Genomic DNA, 18,215 nt, shown 5'->3' on the forward strand with positions numbered 1-18,215 from the left:
AATGTTCTTATGCGATGACAGGCAACGCAAGCCGCCTGTCGTCCTGCCCTTACGTTGCAGCCAGACCCATCAATGCCTGCAGCAGCGCGACACGCGTCTGCCCCCAGATTGCGCCCTTCCAGGCGTCGTCGTCGCCGTAGAACGCGTCGCGAATCCGCTGGAGAATGTCGCGACGCAACTCCGCCGGCGCATCGGGGTGGCGAAGTAGCCAGTGCGACGCGCGCAGCCGGTAAATCACGTCGTCGAACGGCAGCGTGCCGAATTCAAGCGCCATCAGCGCCGCAACCGCACGCGGGCATTCGTCGTGCGCGATCGACGCAACAGGCCCCGACACGCCCGGCGACTCCGATTCGCCGTCGAACGGCGCGACGACGTCGGCGCCCCACCACGCTCGGGCGCGCGCAAGTTCCGCGGCGTCGTTGCGGCCCGCGTAGATCTTTTCACCGTGTCCGCGCGGCCCGAGGCCCGTATGCATATCGATCCACGCGATCGTCTGCGCATGCGAGGCGCGTTCGCGCAGGATCGTACGCATCGTGCGGTTGTTCCAGGTCGGCTCGCGTCCGCCGTAGAACATCCCGTCAGGTGTCGCGTACTGCCCGCTGCTCAGCGCGCCGTGATACGCGAGCTTGCCGTTTCGTGCGATGTAGTCGGCCAGCGCCCGCTCGTCGTCCGGCGAAGGCGGCCAGGTTTCGGTGAGCACAAGGCGGTCGATGTCCGGATACGCGCTGTTGGCAGGCAGCGGCGCGCTGAAATCGATGTGGTTGCGGTTCAGGTCGACGTTGTCCTGGTTGGTGCGCTGCAGGTATGAGAAGCCGTAAGGATTGATCGCATGGATCAGCAGCAGCCCGACACCGGCGCGCGCGAGCCGCGCAACCAGATCCTCGTCGAACAGCATCGCAACCTGGCAGCCCGACCCGCAGAAGCCTTCCGGCCCGTGCGTGCCGGAACTGACGATCAGCAGCCGCTCGGCATCGGCCATGCCGAGGCCGGCCACATCGATCGCCAGCGCTTCGCCGAGCGCACCGTGCAGCCCGGGCAGCACGAACGACTCCAGCGTCGCGCGACGGTGCGCGGCGGCGTCGAGAAACTTCTGGCGGGCTTCGGCATAGGTGCCGGAAAAATAGCGGGTAACGGCGGTAGATTCCATGGAATGGTCAGACCTTCGAGTAGGAGGAAGCGCCGGAAACGGCGGGAGTGTCGATCGTTTCACCGGTGCGGTCGCGCAGATACGGCAGGCCGGCCATCGACACGAGTGCGACGACGATCAGGTACCAGGCCGGCGCAACCTTGTTGCCGCTCGCGTTCACGAGCCATGTGCTGATGAACGGTGCGAAGCCGCCGAAGATCGCGACACCCACGCTGTATACGAGCGACATGCCCGTTGCGCGAACCGATTCGGGAAACATCTCCGGCAGGATCGTGATGCTCGGTACGGCCTGAATCGCGAGCACGACGGTCAGCAGGCCAACCACCGTGAACAGGACAGCCGGGGTCGGCGACGCCTTCAGCCACGCAAACGCCGGATAGATCAGCAGAACGAGCGCGATGCGGCCCGCGACGATCAGCGGCTTGCGGCCGACGCGGTCCGACCAGCGCCCGACCAGCGGCGCGCATCCGAATGCCAGCGCGCCGGTCAGCGCGGCGGCCGACAACGCCACGGCCGGGCTCATCCCGAATTCGCGGATCGCATAGGTCGGCATGTAGAAGCTGACGACGTAGGACGCGCCCGTGCCGCCCATCGTGATCATGATCGCGACGACAACCGCACGACCGTGCTCGCGGCAGAGCGTCGCGACACGCCCGTTGCTCCGTACGCGGCCCGGTGCGGGCCGCGCAGATTCGCCCGTGTGCGTTTCCTCGAGCCGGCGGCGGATATATGCGCCGACCGGCGCGATCAGCATCCCGAGCGCGAACGGCACGCGCCAGCCCCAGCGCTCGAGCGCGTCGGGCGTCAGTGCGGACGACAGGATCGCGACCGTCAGCGCGGCCGCCAGCACGCCGAGCCCCTGGCTCGCGAACTGCCAGCTCGCCATGTAGCCGCGCGTGTGCGGCCGCGCCTGTTCGACGAGCAGCGTGGTCGACGCGCCGAATTCGCCTCCGGCCGAGAACCCCTGGATCGACCGCGCGACGACGATCAGGATCGGCGCGGCAACACCGATTTCCGCATAGGTCGGCAGCACGGCGATCATCCCGCAGCCGAGTGCCATCAGGAAAATGGTCAGCACCATCGCAGGCTTGCGCCCTGCACGATCGGCGTATGCGCCGATCACGACGCCGCCCAGCGGCCGCATCACGAAGCCGGCCCCGAAAGTGCCGACGGCCAGCAGCAATTGCCCGGCCGCGTCGAATGACGGAAAGAACAGCTTGCCGATGATGAGCGCCAGAAAACCGTAGACCGTGAAGTCGAAGTATTCGAGTGCGTTACCGACGGTCGTCGCGAGGATCGTCCGGCGCAGATCGGCGCCGGACTGCGGGTGGGGTGCCATCACGGGTATCTCCTTCGTTGTGCGGTATCGCACTGGTTATGTGCGACGCATTCTAGGCGGCCCTGTGTTACCCGAAAAGACAACAATCCATTACACTCGTTGCCATTTGGTTTACACCCCCTGGAGTGCTCCGTGAAGCCAAACCAGTTGCATGCGTTCGTGGCCGTGGCCACTCAGATGAGCATCCGTGGCGCGGCCCGCCAGCTCGGCGTATCGGCGCCGGCCGTCACGAAGATCATCCGCGAACTGGAGCGTGAGGTCGGCGCACCGCTCGTCGAGCGCAGCGTCAAGGGCATCGCGCTCACCGAGTACGGCGCCGCAATGCTGCCGCGTGCGCGTCTGCTGCTCGACGACATGCAGCGCGCCCGTGACGAAATCGTCCAGCTGCGCGACGGCAACTTCGGTCACGTTCGCGTTGCGATCAGCACGTCGTTCGCGCAGACGGTGTTCGTACCGGCGTACCGGTTGCTGCGTGAGCGGCGCCCCGGCGTGACGGTCCACGTGACCGAATCGGGCCTCCCCGGCACGCTGGCGCGATTGCGCGACGCACAGACCGACGTCGCGATCATGCATGTCAATCCGCAGTCGCTCGCTGACGAATTCGTCAGCGAGCCCCTTGCCCCCGTGCAACTCGTACTCGGCGTGCGCAACAAGCATCCGCTGCGCAACCGGCGCACCGTGCGCGAGTTTCTCGATTCCGAATGGGTGCTGCCCGGCGACGGCAACGATCCGATGTCGGCAACCCAGTGGCTGTTCGGATCGTTCGGGCTGCCGGTACCCGCGCGCATCGTGCACGGCGATTCGATCTCGACCGCGCTCGCGCTCGTTGCGCAACTGGATCACGTCGGCTTCTTCGTCGAGCCCCTCGCAAACGAGGTGTTCCAGCGGATGGGGATCCGGCGCGTGGCACTCGACGACCCGATGCCCCAGCTGCAGATGTGCGCGATCCAGCGCCGCGGCAGCTCGCTGACGCCGGCCGCCACGCAGTTCGTCGACTGCGTGCGCGAGGTGCTCGCCACGCGCTGACGTTCGCCCCCTTCTGCTTTCGCCCGTGCCGGTGCCACCACGGCGCGCGGCGCTCCATGAGTGCTACCGCATGACCGCCGCGCTCGGCTAGTCCGTTTGGACGGCACGCCACGCGCGCTTTGTTGCGATCATGGCCGTCATTCATCGCGCGGCACGCACACGCGCGTCCGCCACGGAGACGCCATGAACGACCCTGTCCTCGGCACCATCGACCAGATCGGCTACGTGGTCGCCGATCTTGACCGCAGCATCGCGCGCTGGCGCGAACGCCACGACGCCGGCCCGTGGACCGTGTTCCGCAACGTGCGTCTCGACGGCCATCATCTCGGCGCACCGGTGACGGTCACGATGGACGTCGGGCTCGCGTATCGCGGCGATCTGCAGATCGAACTGATTCACGTGACGAACGACACGGCGTCGCCGTACCGCGATGCGCATGGGCAGCCGCTCGTCGGGCTGCATCACGTCGCGTGGGTCGTCGACGATCTCGATGCCGCGCTCGCGCGGCTCACATCCCGTGGCCTGCGTGTCGTGTTCGAAGCACGCAACCCGGCCACGCGCGTCGCGTATCTCGACGACACCGACGATCCCGGCGTGCGCATCGAAGTGATCGAAGGCGCCGGCATGCGCGACATGATCGCGCACGGCATCGCCGAAGCCCGCACCTGGGACGGCACCGATCCGGTTCGCATCATCGACGCGGCGGGCACCTCCGCGTAAGCCCCTCTCACTCACTGGAGCAAGCAGCATGAAACGACTCGAAGGCAAGGTGGCGCTGATTACGGGCGGTGCCCGCGGCCAGGGCGAAGCGGAAGCGCGCCGGTTCGTCGCCGAAGGCGCACGCGTGGTGATCGCCGACGTGCTGGACGACGCCGGCCGGCGCGTCGCGGCCGAACTCGGCGACGCCGCACGTTTCCAGCATCTCGACGTGACGAGCGAAGCCGACTGGCAGGCCGCCGTCGATGCAACGCTCGCGCAGTTCGGCCGGCTCGACATCCTCGTGAACAACGCGGCGATCCTGAAGCTCGTGCCGATCGAAGCGTGTTCGCTCGACGACTATCGCAGGGTGATCGACGTGAACCAGGTCGGCTGCTGGCTCGGCATGAAGTCGGCGCTTGGCGCGCTGAAGGCGGCAGGGGGCGGCTCGATCGTCAACGTGTCGTCGACGGCCGGGATGGAAGGCGTCGCGGGCGGCAGCGCATACGTGTCCAGCAAGTTCGCGGTGCGCGGGATGACCAAGGCCGCCGCGCTCGAATTCGGCCGCTACGGCGTTCGCGTGAACTCGGTGCACCCGGGCGGTATCGATACGGTGATGGCGCGCCCGCCCGAGTTCGCGGATTTCGATCCGTCGTCGATCTACAGCGGCCTGCCGATCGCGCGCATCGGCAAGCCCGACGAAGTGGCGAACCTCGTGCTGTTCCTCGCGTCCGACGAATCCGCGTACTGCACGGGATCGGAATTCATCGTCGACGGCGGGATGCTCGCAGGCAGCGCGTTCCACTGACACGCATCCAGATCGACGCACGCCCGCCAATCCGGCGGGCGTTTTCATTTTCGCTTTCGCTTTCGTTTGCGGGCCACCGAGTGGAAAGTACGGCCTTCCCGTTCAGGCAATCACGCACCCGGAAACGACGATGCCGCGGCTCTCCCGCGCCGCGGCATCGTCATGTGCGGAGCAACCCAGCACGCGCCGCTCAGAAGCCCTTCGGCTGGATCGCCGGCGCGCCGCTACCGCGCGCCGCCTGCCTGCCGCCGCGCACGAAGCGTCGCCCGTGCGGGCCGTACACGCCGTCCGGTTCCGGGTACAGCGTCAGCAGCACGAAATACAGCATCCCACCCATCACCAGCGACACCGGCACGCTCAGGTCGAGCCCGCCCGCGAGGTTGCCGAGCGGCCCGACGAACTGGCCCGGCAGGTTCACGAACGACAGCCCGACGAACGCCGCCGGCAGCCACGCGCCCATCGCGCGCACGTTCCAGCCGTGCGTGAACCAGTAATGGCCACCGCGCAGCCCGCGGTTGAACACCTGCAGGTCATCGGCGAGATAGTAGCCGCGCCGCGTTACATAGCCGATCACCATGATCGCCATCCACGGGCAACTGAACGTATCGATCAGCGTCGAGAACGTCGCGACGCTTTCGACGAGGTTGAACCAGAAGCGGCCGACGAAGATGAACGCGATCGCGATCGTGCCGATCAGCAGCGTCGCACGCACGCGGTTCAGCAGGCGCGGGAACATGCTCGATACATCGAGGCCGGTGCCGTACAGCGCGGTCGTGCCGGTCGACATCCCGCCGATGATCGCAATCAGGCACATCGGCAACAGGAACCAGCGCGGCGAGATCGCGAGCAGCCCGCCGACGTAGTCGTTCGATGCGATGAACGCGGGCGCCTTCGTCGCGATGATCGTCGCGGTCGCGAGGCCGAAGAAGAACGGCACGAAGGTCGCGATCTGCGCGGCGAACACGGCGCCCATCACGCGATGCTTCGGTGTGCGCTGCGGGATGTAGCGCGCCCAGTCGCCGAGCGTCGACGCAAACGACACCGGGTTGCTCAGCGCCACCAGCACTGCGCCGACGAACGCGGCCCAGAAGCCCGCGCTGCCCTGCTGCACCGTGCCGGCGTAGTTCATGTCGAACAGACCGGCGAACGCGAACAGGCCCGCGACGAACAGCACGCTCGCGGCCCACACGGCGATCTTGTTGACCCACAGCATGAAACGGAAACCGTAGATGCAGACGATCAGCACGAGCACCGCGAACACCATGTACGCCGCGCCGAGCGTGAAGCCGTTGACCGGCACGCCGACCATGTTGTGCGCACCGCCGACGAGCGCATCGCCCGAGCTCCACACCGCAAGCGAGAAAAACGCGATCGACGTGAGCAGTGCGAGGAACGAGCCGACGATCCGGCCGTGGATGCCGAAATGCGCGCCGGACGACACGGGGTCGCTCGTACCGTTGCGCGGGCCGAACAGGCTCATCGGCGCGAGGATGCAGGTGCCGGCAAGCACGCCGAGCACGATCGCGCAGACTCCTGCCTTGAACGACAGCCCGACCAGCACGGGAAAACTGCCGAGCACTGATGTTGAAAACGTATTGCAGCCGCCGAACAGCAACCTGAACAGATCGATCGGCCGTGCATAGCGCGATACATCGGGAATGCGCTCGAAACCGAACGACTCGACCTGCGTAATCCTGCCTTCACTCATTTGTCTCCCACTCCTCTGGTGCATCTGTACGGCCCGGGACTGCGGCGATACGACACATCGTCATCGATTCGCGGCCACTCTAAACCGGATCGCGCGGCGCAAATATCACGCATTCGAGACGTTTACGACGAAGGAGAGCAATGTTTCCCGGCCGGCCAGCGGCCGGCACCCGCGCCATCCGTATGACGCGGGCGATGCGACGTCAGTGCGCGCCCTCCACCGCCGGCGCTCGGCATGCGACCAGGCCGCGCTGAACGGCCTGCCGCGCATCGATGCCGGCAAGCCAGCGCTCGACGTGCGGGTAGCCGACCAGATCGATACCGAGCGTGGCCGCCGAGCGCAACCACGGGAACGCGGCGATGTCGGCGATCGAGTAGCGCGAAGACGCGAGATACGCCGATTCCGCCAGGCGGCCGTTCACGACCCCATAGAGACGCCGCACCTCGTTCCGGTAGCGCTCGAGCGCTTCCGCATTGACCGTCTTCGATGCATGCAGGAACCACCAGAGCTGGCCGAGCATCGGCCCGATCCCGCCGATCTGGAAGTGCAGCCATTGCTGGACGGCCGTGCGCTCGGCCAGCGTGTCCGGATGCAGAAAGCCCGTCTTCGCGGCGAGATAGCTCAGGATCGCGCCGGATTCGAACACGGTCAGCCCGATGTCGTGGTCGACGATGGCCGGGATCTTGCCGTTCGGGTTGATCGCGAGATACGCCGGGCTGCGCTGCTCGCCGGCAGACAGGTTCACATGCACGCGGTCGTGCGCGAGCCCGGCCTCTTCCAGGTAAATGGCAACCTTGTGCCCGTTCGGCGTGTCGGCCGTATAGAACGTGAGGGGGTGCGTCGAGATCATGTCGGTCCTTGTCTTCCGGTTATAGTTGCAACTACAATCGTTGCAATTGCAATCCTACGCCGGAACCGATAGCCCGGCGACATGCCAGTACTCGAAGGAGGGACATGCAGACTGCGCGACCCGGTCCGCCCGTGCGGACACCCGACACCCACCGCGCCGCGGCGGCCTGCCTCGACAGGCTGATCACGCAGCGACTCGCGCCGCGTGGCCGCGCGGTATCGCCGCTCGGCGCGATGCGCGCGGCCGCCGATTGCCTCGAACGCGATGCGGCGACCTCGGAACGCGTCTGGATCGTGCGCGCCGATGCGCGGGAGCCGGTTGCAGACGCAGGGGCGCAGCGCCGTATCAGTGCATGGCCGCTGCGGTTTCTCGATGCGCGCAAACGGTTCGAGCGGCCGCTGCTGTACCTGCTGCATGCGCGCGCGACCGACCGGCTGCGGCTGGCGTCGGTCGAAACCGTCGATCGCGGGATCTTCGTAAACGATGCCGAAACGGTCGCGTCGTCCTGGCCGAAAGGCGTGACGCCCGACGTCCCGCACTGGCTGGCCGCGAACCCCGCGTGCACGCCGTACGATCCGGCTTCGGGGCATGAGGCGATCGCGATCCTGCGCCACGCGCTGCGCACGTTCTATGTCGCCGGCCAGCCGGGATTCTGCTACCTCGCGAGCCACGACGACCCGGTGCCCGGTGCGAAGCCGCTATCGGCCACGGCGGCCCGCGATGCGTTCAGCGGCATGGTGCGGGCCGGCCGGCGCGCGGCAGCCGGCGCGGCCGCGCAGATCCGGCTGTGCGGCGCGGGCAGCACGCTCGCGCAGGTGATGGAGGCGGCCGATCTGCTGCACAACGAATGGCACGTCGATTCGACGATCTGGAGCTGCCCGAGCTACACGCGACTCGCCCGCGACGGTCGCGCGGCCGATCGGTGGAACCTGCTGCACCCGCACGACGAACCGCACATCGCGCATGTGCGCCGATGCCTCGGCGACAGCCGCATACCGGTGCTGGCGGTGACGGGCTATGCGGGGCACGTCGCCGCGCAGATCGGCGCGTTCGTACCGGCCCGCTTTACGGCACTCGGCGCGGATCTGGCCGGCCCGGGCCCCGGCATGCGCGCGCCGGATGCGCGCTGGATCGCCGCAGTCGCGCTACGCCTGCTGGCCGACGACGGCCGCGTGCCGGCCGACTGGGCCGCGCAGGCAATGCGCCGCCATGCAAGCGACTGACGCGCGGGCCCGCCGCCGCTACTTCGCGTCGGCCGCCGCGTCGCGCGCCGCGGCGGTCGCACGGTCGAGCGCGGCGGCGATCGCAGCCTGCTCCTTGCCGCCGAACTGGTCGAGAAAGAGCTCCGCGACCGTCGACTGGTACACCTTCCACATCTTCTTGCGTAGCGTCCGCCCCTTGTCGGTGATGCTCGCGTACGCGGCGCGGCCGTCGTCCGCCGAACGGGCGCGCGTGACGAGCCCTTCCTGTTCGAGCCGGTCGACGAGCCGCGTGAGGTTGTAGCGCTCGATCGCGAGCACGTCGGCGAGTTCATGCATGCGGCGCGTGCCGTCGGGCCCGCTTTCGAGCCCCCACAACGCGTCGTACCACGCATAGGCCGGCAGGCCGGCCGCCGCGAGGCGGCGCTCGATCTCGCGAATCATCGTCCGGTGCGCGCGGACGAACGAGAACCACAGATCGGGTTCGGGTGCGCTCATGTCAGGTCGTTCCTCTCGTTGAATTGCAGTTGCAATTAAATTTTACCTCGATAACAATTGCCCTCATACGATTGCAATTGCAACTATCTGCCCGCCGATCGGCGGGCGTTCCGTCGCGCGTCGCGGCGCCACGACCGTCGCCCCGCGCAGCCTTATGCTTCTGGAGACACTGCATGACCGCATCTCTCGCGCTACCCGACATCGACCCGCAGGAAACCCGTGAATGGCTCGATGCACTCGAATCCGTGATCGCGCTCGAAGGCCGTCCGCGCGCACACTACCTGCTCGACCAGCTTTCCGACCTCGACGCGGCTCGCCACGGCGACCTGCACGGCCGCGTGACGACCGCGTACGTGAATACGGTGCCGCGCGAACGGCAGCCGGCCTATCCGGGCGATCTCGCGCTCGAACGGCGCCTGAACGCGATGATCCGCTGGAACGCGATGGTGATGGTGCTGCGCGCGGGCCGGCATTCGAACGTCGGCGGGCACATCGCGACCTACCAGTCGGCCGCGGTGCTGTACGACGTCGGCTTCGATCACTTCTTCCGCGGCCGCACCGACACCTTCGACGGCGACATGGTCTACATCCAGGGCCATTCGGCGCCGGGCATCTACGGCCGTGCGTACCTGGAAGGCCGCATCACGGACGCGCAACTCGACAACTTCCGCCGCGAGACCGGCCGCGAAGCGGGACGCGACGGGCTGTCGTCGTATCCGCATCCGCGGCTGATGCCGGATTTCTGGCAATTCCCTACCGTGTCGATGGGGCTCGGGCCGCTCACGGCCGCGTATCAGGCGCGCTTCATGCGCTACCTCGAGTATCGCGGGTTGAAAGCGCATCAGGGCCGCAAGGTCTGGGCCTTTCTCGGCGACGGCGAAATGGACCAGCCCGAATCGCTCGCCGCGATCTCGCTCGCCGGGCGCGAACGGCTCGACAACCTGATCTTCGTCGTCAACTGCAACCTGCAACGCCTTGACGGGCCGGTACGCGGCAACGGCAAGGTCATCCAGGAACTCGAAGGCACGTTCCGCGCGGCGGGCTGGAACGTCGTCAAGGTGATCTGGGGCGCCGGCTGGGATCGCCTGCTCGAACGCGACACGACGGGCCTGCTGCGCCAGCGCATGATGGAATGCGTCGACGGCGACTACCAGACCTTCAAATCGCAGAGCGGCGCGTACGTGCGCGAGCATTTCTTCGGCAAGTATCCCGAACTGCTCGAACTCGTCGCCGATCTGTCCGACGACGACATCTGGAAACTGGCGCGCGGCGGCCACGACCCGGAAAAGGTGCATGCGGCCTATGCGCAGGCGATGCGCGCGGAAGGACGGCCGACCGTCGTGCTCGCGAAGACGGTCAAGGGCTTCGGGATGGGCGAAGCCGGCGAAGGCCAGAACGTGAACCACCAGTTGAAGAAGATGAGCGCGGACGCCGTGCGCGCGTTCCGCGACCGCTTCGCGCTGCCGGTCAGCGACGCGCAACTCGACGACCTGCCTTACCTGAAACCCGAACCGGGCAGCGCCGAGGCACGCTACTTTGCGGAGCGCCGTGCCGCGCTCGGCGGCCACGTGCCGGCCCGCTTCGGCACTGTGGCGCCGCTGCCGGTGCCGCCGCTCGCCGCGTTCGACGGTCAGCTCAAGGACAGCGGCGAGCGCGGGCTGTCGACGACGATGGCGTTCGTGCGCATCCTCGGCACGCTGCTGAAGGATCCAGCACTCGGCAAGCTCGTCGTGCCGATCGTGCCGGACGAGTCGCGCACGTTCGGGATGGAAGGCCTGTTCCGTCAGATCGGCATCCACTCGCATCTCGGCCAGCTCTACACGCCGCAGGACGCGGGCCAGCTCAGCTACTACAAGGAAGCGAAGGACGGGCAGATCCTGCAGGAAGGCATCAATGAATCGGGCGCGATCGCGTCGTGGATCGCAGCCGGCACCGCGTACAGCAACCACGGCCTGCCGACCATCCCGTTCTACATCTTCTATTCGATGTTCGGGCTGCAGCGTGTCGGCGATCTCGCGTGGGCGGCCGGCGACGCGCGTACGCGCGGCTTCCTGCTCGGCGCGACGTCGGGCCGCACGACGCTGATGGGCGAAGGACTGCAGCACGACGACGGGCACAGCCACGTGCTGTCGTCGGTGATTCCGAACTGCGTGTCGTACGACCCGACCTATGCGTACGAACTCGCGGTGATCGTGCGCGACGGCCTGCGGCGGATGTTCGCGGAACAGGAGGACGTCTACTACTACATCACGCTGCTCAACGAGAATTACCCGCATCCGGCACTGCCGGACGGCGCGGAGGCCGGCATTCTCAAGGGTCTCTACCTGCTGCGAGAAGGCCCGTCGCGGGCGGCCGATGCGCCGCATGTGCCGCATGTGCCGCATGTGCCGCATGTGCCGCATGTGCCGCATGTGCCGCATGTGCAATTGATGGGCAGCGGCGCGATCCTGCGCGAAGTGCTCGCCGCGAGCGACCTGCTCGCGCAGGACTTCGGTGTGACGAGCGACGTGTGGAGCGCGACGAGCCTGAACGAGCTGCGCCGCGACGGGCTTGCCGCGGAACGCTGGAACCTGCTGCATCCCGAGCAGGCGCCGCGCGTGCCGTACGTGCAGCAATGCCTCGACGGCCGCACCGGGCCGGTGGTCGTCGCGACCGACTACATGAAGATCGTCGGCGACCAGATTCGCGGGTTCGTCGACGGCCGGCGCTTCGTGTCGCTCGGCACCGACGGCTTCGGCCGCTCGGATACGCGCGACGCGCTGCGCACGTTCTTCGAGGTCGACCGGCACTTCATCGTGATCGCGGCGCTGAAGGCACTCGCCGACGACGGCGCGATATCGCGTGCCCAGGTAGGCGAAGCGATCCGGCGCTACGGCATCGACATCGACAAGGTCGATCCGGCCAGCGTGTAGTCATGCGGCGCGCGGCAGGCAGGATCAGGCCGGCCTGCCGCGCCACCCGGCCCGCGCTACTGCCCCGACTGCGCGAGCGGGCCTTGCGGGCCCTGCCCCGTTCCCGACGGCCAGCCGCCCGCCAGCGCCTTGTACAGCGCCACCGTCGACGTCGCACTGCGCATCCGCCCGTCGGCCGCCGCATCCTGCGCCTGCAGCAGCGTGCGTTGCGCGTCGAGCACTTCGTAGTAGTCGATCGCCCCCGCCGAGAACCGCGCCTGCGCCAGTTGCGCAGCGCGCGCGCTGTCGGTCGCGGCCCGCACGAGATGGTCCGTCTCGTCACGCGTGCGGGCGGCGCGCAGCAGCGCGTTCTCCGTTTCCTCCAGCGCCCCGAGCACGGTCTGCCGGTACTGCGCGAGCTGCCCGGCCGCTTCCGCATCGCTCGCGGCGATCCGCGCACGGACGCGGCCGACGTCGAGGAACGACCAGTCGATGCCGAGTGCGATCAGGTTCGTGTCGCTGCCCGAGCGGAAGAACCCGTAGCTGCTCGTCGCGCTGCCGAGCAGGCCCGACAGCGTGAAGCGCGGGAACAGGTCGGCCGTCGCGACGCCGACGCGCGCGGTTGCCGCGTGCAGCCGCGCCTCGGCGGCCGCAACGTCGGGCCGCCGCCGCAGCAGGTCGCCCGGCGTGCCGGGATCGATGTCGGCGGCCAGCGCCGGCAGCGGCACCGGCGTGCCCGCCGACGCGGCTGCCTTCGGAAGATCGAAGCGGCCGATCAGCGCGTCCGGCGTCTGCCCGGTCAGCACCGCGAGCCGGTGCTCGTCGACGCCGATCGCCGCTTCGTACACGGCGATCCGCGACGTCGTCGATTCGTACTGCGCGCGCGCCCGCGCCGCATCGAGTTCGGACCCTCTCCCCGCGCCGACGCGCGCATTGATCAGCGCGAGCGTCTGCTTCTGGTTGTCGGCGTTCTCGCGCGCGATCCGCAGCCGCTCCTGCGAGCCGCGCAGATCGACGTACGTGCTCGCCACCTCGCCGGCGATCGCGACGCGCACCGCGCGCACGTCCGCCGCGCTGGCAGCCGTTTCGGCACGCTGCGATTCGATCGAACGGCGTACGCGGCCGAACAGGTCGAGTTCCCACGCCGCATTGATCCCGACGCTGGAGGTCGGCGTATCGCGCTGGCTGCGCGGCGCGCCGAACGCCTGGTCCTTGCTCATCAGCTGATGACCGATCTGCCCGCTCGCGGTAATCGTCGGGTAGCGGTCGAACGTGGCCTGCGACAGCAGCGCATTCGATGCGTCGTAGCGCGACACGGCGACCTGCAGATCCTGGTTCGCCGCGAGCGCCGCGTCGATCAGCTGCGTCAGCGTCGGATCGCCGAAGCCACGCCAGAACGCGGCATCGGCGTCGGCCGACGCGTCGGGCGGCGTATTCGCCGTCGTATCGGACGGCGACGTATCGCGCGGCGACGCCGGATGCGCGTCGCGCGCGAACCGCGCGGTGGTGGCCGTGTCGGGCCGCTTGAAATCGGGGCCGACCGCGCACGCGGCGAGCGTCACCGACATCGCGAGCGCGGAAAGACGGAAAGCGGCGCTCATCGGTTTTCTCCTTCGAGGGTGCCGTGGTGTTCGCTCCACACGGCCGGTGTGCCGCCCGCGAGCTTGCGGATCGCCACATAGAACACGGGCGTGAGGAACAGCCCGAACAGCGTGACGCCCAGCATCCCCGCGAACACGGTGATGCCGGTGGCCGCCCGCACTTCGCTGCCCGCGCCGCCGCCGATCAGCAGCGGCACCGAGCCCGCGATGAACGCAACCGACGTCATCACGATCGGGCGCAGCCGCAGCTTGCACGCTTCGAGCGCAGACTCGATCACGCCCTTGCCCTGGATTTCGAGCTCGCGTGCGAACTCGACGATCAGGATCGCGTTCTTGCACGCCAATCCCATCAGCACGACGAGACCGACCTGCACGAACACGTTGTTGTCGCCACCGGACAGCCAAACGCCGAACAGCGCCGCGCAGATGCACACCGGTACGATCAGGATCACCGCGAGCGGCAGCGTCCAGCTCTCGTACAACGATGCGAGCACGAGGAACACGAGCATCACCGCGAGCGGGAACACGACGATCGCCGCGTTGCTTTGCGTGACCTGCTGGTAGCTGAGGTCGGTCCATTCGAGCGTGATGCCCGGCGGCAGCACGTCCTTCGCGATCTGCTGCAGCTTCTCGATCGCCTGCGACGACGACATCACCTTCGGATCGGCGTCACCGATCAGGTTCGCGGCCGGATAACCGTTGTAGCGCACCACCGGGTCGGGTCCGTACGCGGGCGCCACCGTCACCATCGAGCCGATCGGCACCATCTCGCCCTTCGAATTGCGCGTGCGCAAGTTCGCGATGTCGGCGGCCGTCTGCCGGTGGCCGGCATCCGCCTGCGCCATCACGCGGTACACGCGGCCGAACAGGTTGAAGTCGTTCACGTACATCGAGCCGAGATAGACCTGAAGTGTGCTGAACAGGTCAGTCAGCGCGACGCCCTGCGCCTTCGCCTTCAAGCGGTCGACTTTCACCTCGAGCTGCGGGATGTTCGCCTGGTACGAGCTGACGGGGTAGCTCATCCCCGGCGTCTTCGCGACCGCGGACTGGAACGCGGTGAGCGCGTTCTGCAATGCGCCGTAGCCGAGCCCGCCGCGATCCTCCAGGTACAGCGAATACCCCGAGCCGTTGCCGAGGCCCTGGATCGGCGGCGGCATCAGCGCGTAGGTAATGCCGCCGCCGATCGCCGCGAAACGTGCGTTCAGGTCCGCGTTGATCTGCGCGGCGCTGCGGTGGCGCTGGTCGAACGGCTTCAGGATCACGTACGAGTTCGTGATGTTCGGCGTGTTCACGCCCTGCAGCGCATTCAGCCCGGCAAACGCCGGCACCATCTCGACACCGTCGGTGCCGAGCGCGATCTTCGTCATCTGCTCGGTCACCTCGCTGGTGCGCGCGAGCGACGCGCCTTCCGGCAGCTTCGCGCCCGCGAACAGGTACAGCTTGTCCTGCACGGGGATGAAGCCGCCCGGCACCGCGTTGAGCAGCAGCGTGGTCGCCGCGAGCAGCGCCGCATAGACCGCGAACACCACCCCGCGCCGCTTCAGCGTACGCGACACGAAGCCGTGATAGCGATCGGAACTGCGATCGAAGAAGCGGTTGAACGGATGGAACAGCCAGCCGAACGCACGGTCGAGCCCGCGCGTGAGCGCATCCTTCGGCGCGCCGTGCGGGCGCAGCAGCTTCGCGGCGAGCGCGGGCGACAGCGTCAGCGAGTTGATCGCCGAGATCACCGTCGAAATCGCGATCGTCACCGCGAACTGCCGGTAGAACTGGCCCGTGACGCCGGACATGAAGGCCATCGGCACGAACACCGCGCACAGCACGAGCGCGATCGCGACGATCGGCCCCGACACCTCGCGCATCGCCTGGTGAGCGGCGTCGCGCGGGCTCAGGCCCTGCGCGATGTTGCGCTCGACGTTCTCGACGACCACGATCGCATCGTCGACGACGATCCCGATCGCAAGCACGAGCCCGAACAGCGTCAGCGTGTTGATCGAATAGCCGAGCAGATAGAGCCACGCGAACGTGCCGACCACCGACACGGGCACCGCGACGAGCGGAATGATCGACGCGCGCCACGTCTGCAGGAACAGGATCACGACGAGCACGACCAGCACGACGGCCTCGATCAGCGTGTGCTGCACCGCGCGGATCGATTCGCGCACGAACACCGTCGGATCCCACACGGGACGGAACGCGACGCCGGGCGGGAAGCGCTTCGACAGTTCGTCGAACTTCGCATACACGGCCTTCGCAACCTCGAGCGCGTTCGCGCCCGGCGACAGGAAGATGCCGACCACGGCCGATTGCTTGTCGTTGAAGTACGAGCGCAGCGTGTAGTCGCCCGCGCCAAGTTCGACACGCGCGACGTCCGACAGCTTCACGACCTGGCCGTCGTCGCCGGTGCGCAGCACGATGTCGCCGAACTCCTGCGCCGTGCGCAGCCGGCCGCGCACGTTGATCGACAGCAGGAAGTCGTTTTTCTTAGGCGTCGGCTCCGCGCCGAGCTGGCCGGCCGACACCTGCACGTTCTGCTCGCGCACGGCGGCAATCACGTCGCTCGCGGTCAGCCCGCGCGACGCGAGCCGGTTCGGGTCGAGCCACAACCGCATCGCATAGTCACCGGCACCGGACAAGCCGACGTCGCCGACACCGGTGAGCCGCGACAGCTCGTCCTTCACGTGGAGCGTCAGGTAGTTGCGCAGATACAGCGAATCGCGGCTGTTGTCCGGCGAATAGAGGCTCACGTACATCAGCGGCGTCGGCGACTGCTTCTGCGTGGTCACGCCGTATTGACGCACCTCGTCGGGCAGGCGCGACAGCGCCTGGCTCACGCGGTTCTGCACGCGCACGGCGGCCGTGTCGGGATCGACGCCCTGCAGGAACGTGACGACGACCTGCAGGCTGCCGTCGGAACCTGCGACCGACTTCATGTACATGATGCCTTCGACGCCGTTGATCGCCTCTTCCAGCGGTTCGGCGACCGATTCGGCGATTTCCTTCGGGTTCGCGCCCGGGTACGTCGCCCGCACGACGACGCTCGGCGGCACGACTTCCGGGTACTCGCCGGCCGGCAGCATCGGAATCGAGATCAGGCCGATCGCGAAGATGACGATCGACAGCACGACCGCGAAGATCGGCCGGTCGATGAAGAATCGGGAGAAATCCATGGCGTGTCTCCCGTCACTGCGCGGCCGGCGCGCCGGCATCGGCGATGGCCTGCGTGCCGTTGCCCGGCCCGTTGCCCGCGCCACTGCCCGCGCCGTTGCCGGCACCCGCGTCGGCGCGCGCAGGCAGTGCCTTCGGCTTCACCTGCGCGCCGGGGTAATAGATCCGCTGCATGCCGTCGACGACCACGCGGTCGCCCGCCTGGATCCCCTTCTCGATGATCCGCTCGCCGTCCAGCCCGCGGCCGATCGTCACGTCACGGCGCAACGCCTTGTCGCCGGGCCCGATCACATACACGTACTTGCGGTCCTGGTCGGTGAGCACGGCCTTGTCGTCGACGAGCAGCGCATCCTGGTCGCGGCCGCTGACGAGCTGCACGCGCGCGTACAAGCCCGGCGTAAACGTATGGTCCGCATTCGGCAGCCGCACGCGCGCACGGATCGTGCCCGTTTGCGGGTCGAGCCGGTTGTCGAGGAAATCGACGGTGCCTGCATGCGGGAAGCCCGTCTCGTTCGCGAGGCCCACGCGCACCGGATCGGCGCCGATCGCGCGATGCTTCGGGTCGGCACGCCGTGCGTTGTAGCGCAGGTAGCTCTGTTCGTCGCAGTCGAAATACACGTAGACGGGGTTCTGCGACACGACGGTCGTCAGCAGCGTGTCGTCCGCGCGCGCCAGGTTGCCGACGGTGGCGACCGCGCGGCCGACGCGGCCCGCGATCGGCGCCCGCACTTCGGTGAAACCGAGATTGAGCTTCGCGTCGGCGACGGCCGCGTCGGCCGCCTGCAGGTCCGCGCGCGCCTGCTCGGCCGTGGCACGCGCGTTGTCGAGTTCTTCCTGCGACGTCGCATGCGCATCGATCAGCGTCTGCACGCGCTTGAGCTGTACGTTCGCGAGGCTCGCGGCCGCGCGGGCCCGCTGCAGCTGCGCATTCGCGCGATCGAGTGCGATCCGGTAAGGGCGCGGGTCGATCTCGAACAGCAGCGCGCCCTGCGCGACCAGGTCGCCTTCCTTGTAGGCGACGCGTTGCAGATAGCCGCTCACGCGCGGCCGCAGTTCGACTGCGTCGACCGCTTCGACGCGTCCGTTGAATTCGTCCGCGAGGCGGATCGTGCGCGGCGCGATGGTGGCGACGCCGACTTCGGGAAGGGATTGGGCCGACGACGTGCCTTTGCCGTCGTGACAGCCCGACAACGCCAGCAGCAGTGCACAGGCCGCGCTCAAAGGCGACGTCCTGCGTAGGGATAAGGAGAGCATGATGCCTCGCGACGGGTTAAACTGCCGCGT

The 18,215-nt window shown here is 67.9% G+C and carries 13 protein-coding genes; 5 read left to right on the forward strand and 8 right to left on the reverse strand.

Annotation, left to right across the window (positions count from 1 at the left end; genetic code table 11):
* Positions 1–49: 49 nt before the first annotated feature.
* Entirely contained in the window at positions 50–1,147 is a 1,098-nt protein-coding gene (locus LGN19_RS06185; RefSeq protein WP_226213600.1) for a M14 family metallopeptidase, read from the reverse strand.
* 7 nt (positions 1,148–1,154) lie between these two features.
* The gene (locus tag LGN19_RS06190) at positions 1,155–2,486 is read right to left on the reverse strand and encodes an MFS transporter (RefSeq protein ID WP_174960532.1); all 1,332 of its coding nucleotides are present in this window, start codon (positions 2,484–2,486) and stop codon (positions 1,155–1,157) included.
* Between the two features lie 132 nt (positions 2,487–2,618).
* Between LGN19_RS06190 and LGN19_RS06195 the strand changes: the two genes are divergently transcribed.
* From LGN19_RS06195 to LGN19_RS06205, 3 genes are all read left to right on the forward strand, one after another.
* Positions 2,619–3,512: a LysR family transcriptional regulator gene (locus LGN19_RS06195; RefSeq protein WP_122949563.1), complete on the forward strand. Its 894-nt coding sequence runs from the start codon at positions 2,619–2,621 to the stop codon at positions 3,510–3,512.
* Between the two features lie 183 nt (positions 3,513–3,695).
* On the forward strand, positions 3,696–4,232 hold the full coding sequence (locus LGN19_RS06200; RefSeq protein ID WP_226213601.1) for a VOC family protein: 537 nt from the start codon (positions 3,696–3,698) through the stop codon (positions 4,230–4,232).
* A gap of 28 nt (positions 4,233–4,260) precedes the next feature.
* Entirely contained in the window at positions 4,261–5,016 is a 756-nt protein-coding gene (locus LGN19_RS06205) for a glucose 1-dehydrogenase (protein WP_226213602.1), read from the forward strand.
* 190 nt (positions 5,017–5,206) lie between these two features.
* Here the strand turns inward: LGN19_RS06205 and LGN19_RS06210 are convergent, their stop codons facing one another.
* Entirely contained in the window at positions 5,207–6,724 is a 1,518-nt protein-coding gene (locus tag LGN19_RS06210; protein ID WP_226213603.1) for a purine-cytosine permease family protein, read from the reverse strand.
* Positions 6,725–6,926: 202 nt separating this feature from the next.
* Entirely contained in the window at positions 6,927–7,574 is a 648-nt protein-coding gene (locus tag LGN19_RS06215) for a glutathione S-transferase family protein (protein ID WP_226213604.1), read from the reverse strand.
* A gap of 104 nt (positions 7,575–7,678) precedes the next feature.
* On the opposite strand from LGN19_RS06215, the gene LGN19_RS06220 reads away from it, so the two are divergent.
* A complete protein-coding gene (locus tag LGN19_RS06220; RefSeq protein WP_226213605.1) occupies positions 7,679–8,797 on the forward strand; it encodes a transketolase-like TK C-terminal-containing protein in 1,119 nt (372 codons plus the stop codon).
* 18 nt (positions 8,798–8,815) lie between these two features.
* Here LGN19_RS06220 and LGN19_RS06225 read toward each other — a convergent pair whose 3' ends face one another.
* Positions 8,816–9,271, reverse strand: coding sequence for a MarR family winged helix-turn-helix transcriptional regulator (locus LGN19_RS06225; protein WP_226213606.1), 456 nt, complete (start codon positions 9,269–9,271; stop codon positions 8,816–8,818).
* A gap of 173 nt (positions 9,272–9,444) precedes the next feature.
* On the opposite strand from LGN19_RS06225, the gene aceE reads away from it, so the two are divergent.
* The gene (aceE, locus tag LGN19_RS06230; RefSeq protein WP_226213607.1) at positions 9,445–12,183 is read left to right on the forward strand and encodes a pyruvate dehydrogenase (acetyl-transferring), homodimeric type; all 2,739 of its coding nucleotides are present in this window, start codon (positions 9,445–9,447) and stop codon (positions 12,181–12,183) included.
* Between the two features lie 56 nt (positions 12,184–12,239).
* Here the strand turns inward: aceE and LGN19_RS06235 are convergent, their stop codons facing one another.
* From LGN19_RS06235 to LGN19_RS06245, 3 genes are read right to left on the reverse strand one after another with little or no spacing between them, the layout of a single operon-like run.
* Positions 12,240–13,763 carry an efflux transporter outer membrane subunit gene (locus LGN19_RS06235; RefSeq protein ID WP_226213608.1) on the reverse strand — a complete coding sequence of 508 codons (1,524 nt, stop codon included), beginning with the start codon at positions 13,761–13,763 and terminating at the stop codon, positions 12,240–12,242.
* The gene (locus LGN19_RS06240; protein WP_174960550.1) at positions 13,760–16,933 is read right to left on the reverse strand and encodes an efflux RND transporter permease subunit; all 3,174 of its coding nucleotides are present in this window, start codon (positions 16,931–16,933) and stop codon (positions 13,760–13,762) included. Before LGN19_RS06240 ends, LGN19_RS06235 begins: the two co-directional genes overlap by 4 nt.
* Positions 16,934–16,946: 13 nt before the next feature.
* Positions 16,947–18,185: an efflux RND transporter periplasmic adaptor subunit gene (locus LGN19_RS06245; RefSeq protein WP_174960552.1), complete on the reverse strand. Its 1,239-nt coding sequence runs from the start codon at positions 18,183–18,185 to the stop codon at positions 16,947–16,949.
* Positions 18,186–18,215: the final 30 nt, after the last annotated feature.

The sequence above is a fragment of the Burkholderia sp. AU30198 genome (assembly GCF_020419825.1).
GTDB lineage: Bacteria > Pseudomonadota > Gammaproteobacteria > Burkholderiales > Burkholderiaceae > Burkholderia.

Excerpts from the sequence above, each read along its gene's own strand:
- LGN19_RS06225 (WP_226213606.1), bottom strand. The coding sequence starts at position 9,271 with ATGAGCGCACCCGAACCCGATCTGTGGTTCTCGTTCGTCCGCGCGCAC.
- LGN19_RS06245 (WP_174960552.1), bottom strand. The coding sequence starts at position 18,185 with ATGCTCTCCTTATCCCTACGCAGGACGTCGCCTTTGAGCGCGGCCTGT.
- LGN19_RS06235 (WP_226213608.1), bottom strand. The coding sequence starts at position 13,763 with ATGAGCGCCGCTTTCCGTCTTTCCGCGCTCGCGATGTCGGTGACGCTC.
- LGN19_RS06220 (WP_226213605.1), top strand. The coding sequence starts at position 7,679 with ATGCAGACTGCGCGACCCGGTCCGCCCGTGCGGACACCCGACACCCAC.
- LGN19_RS06215 (WP_226213604.1), bottom strand. The coding sequence starts at position 7,574 with ATGATCTCGACGCACCCCCTCACGTTCTATACGGCCGACACGCCGAAC.
- LGN19_RS06200 (WP_226213601.1), top strand. The coding sequence starts at position 3,696 with ATGAACGACCCTGTCCTCGGCACCATCGACCAGATCGGCTACGTGGTC.
- LGN19_RS06210 (WP_226213603.1), bottom strand. The coding sequence starts at position 6,724 with ATGAGTGAAGGCAGGATTACGCAGGTCGAGTCGTTCGGTTTCGAGCGC.
- LGN19_RS06185 (WP_226213600.1), bottom strand. The coding sequence starts at position 1,147 with ATGGAATCTACCGCCGTTACCCGCTATTTTTCCGGCACCTATGCCGAA.
- LGN19_RS06240 (WP_174960550.1), bottom strand. The coding sequence starts at position 16,933 with ATGGATTTCTCCCGATTCTTCATCGACCGGCCGATCTTCGCGGTCGTG.
- LGN19_RS06190 (WP_174960532.1), bottom strand. The coding sequence starts at position 2,486 with ATGGCACCCCACCCGCAGTCCGGCGCCGATCTGCGCCGGACGATCCTC.
- aceE (WP_226213607.1), top strand. The coding sequence starts at position 9,445 with ATGACCGCATCTCTCGCGCTACCCGACATCGACCCGCAGGAAACCCGT.
- LGN19_RS06205 (WP_226213602.1), top strand. The coding sequence starts at position 4,261 with ATGAAACGACTCGAAGGCAAGGTGGCGCTGATTACGGGCGGTGCCCGC.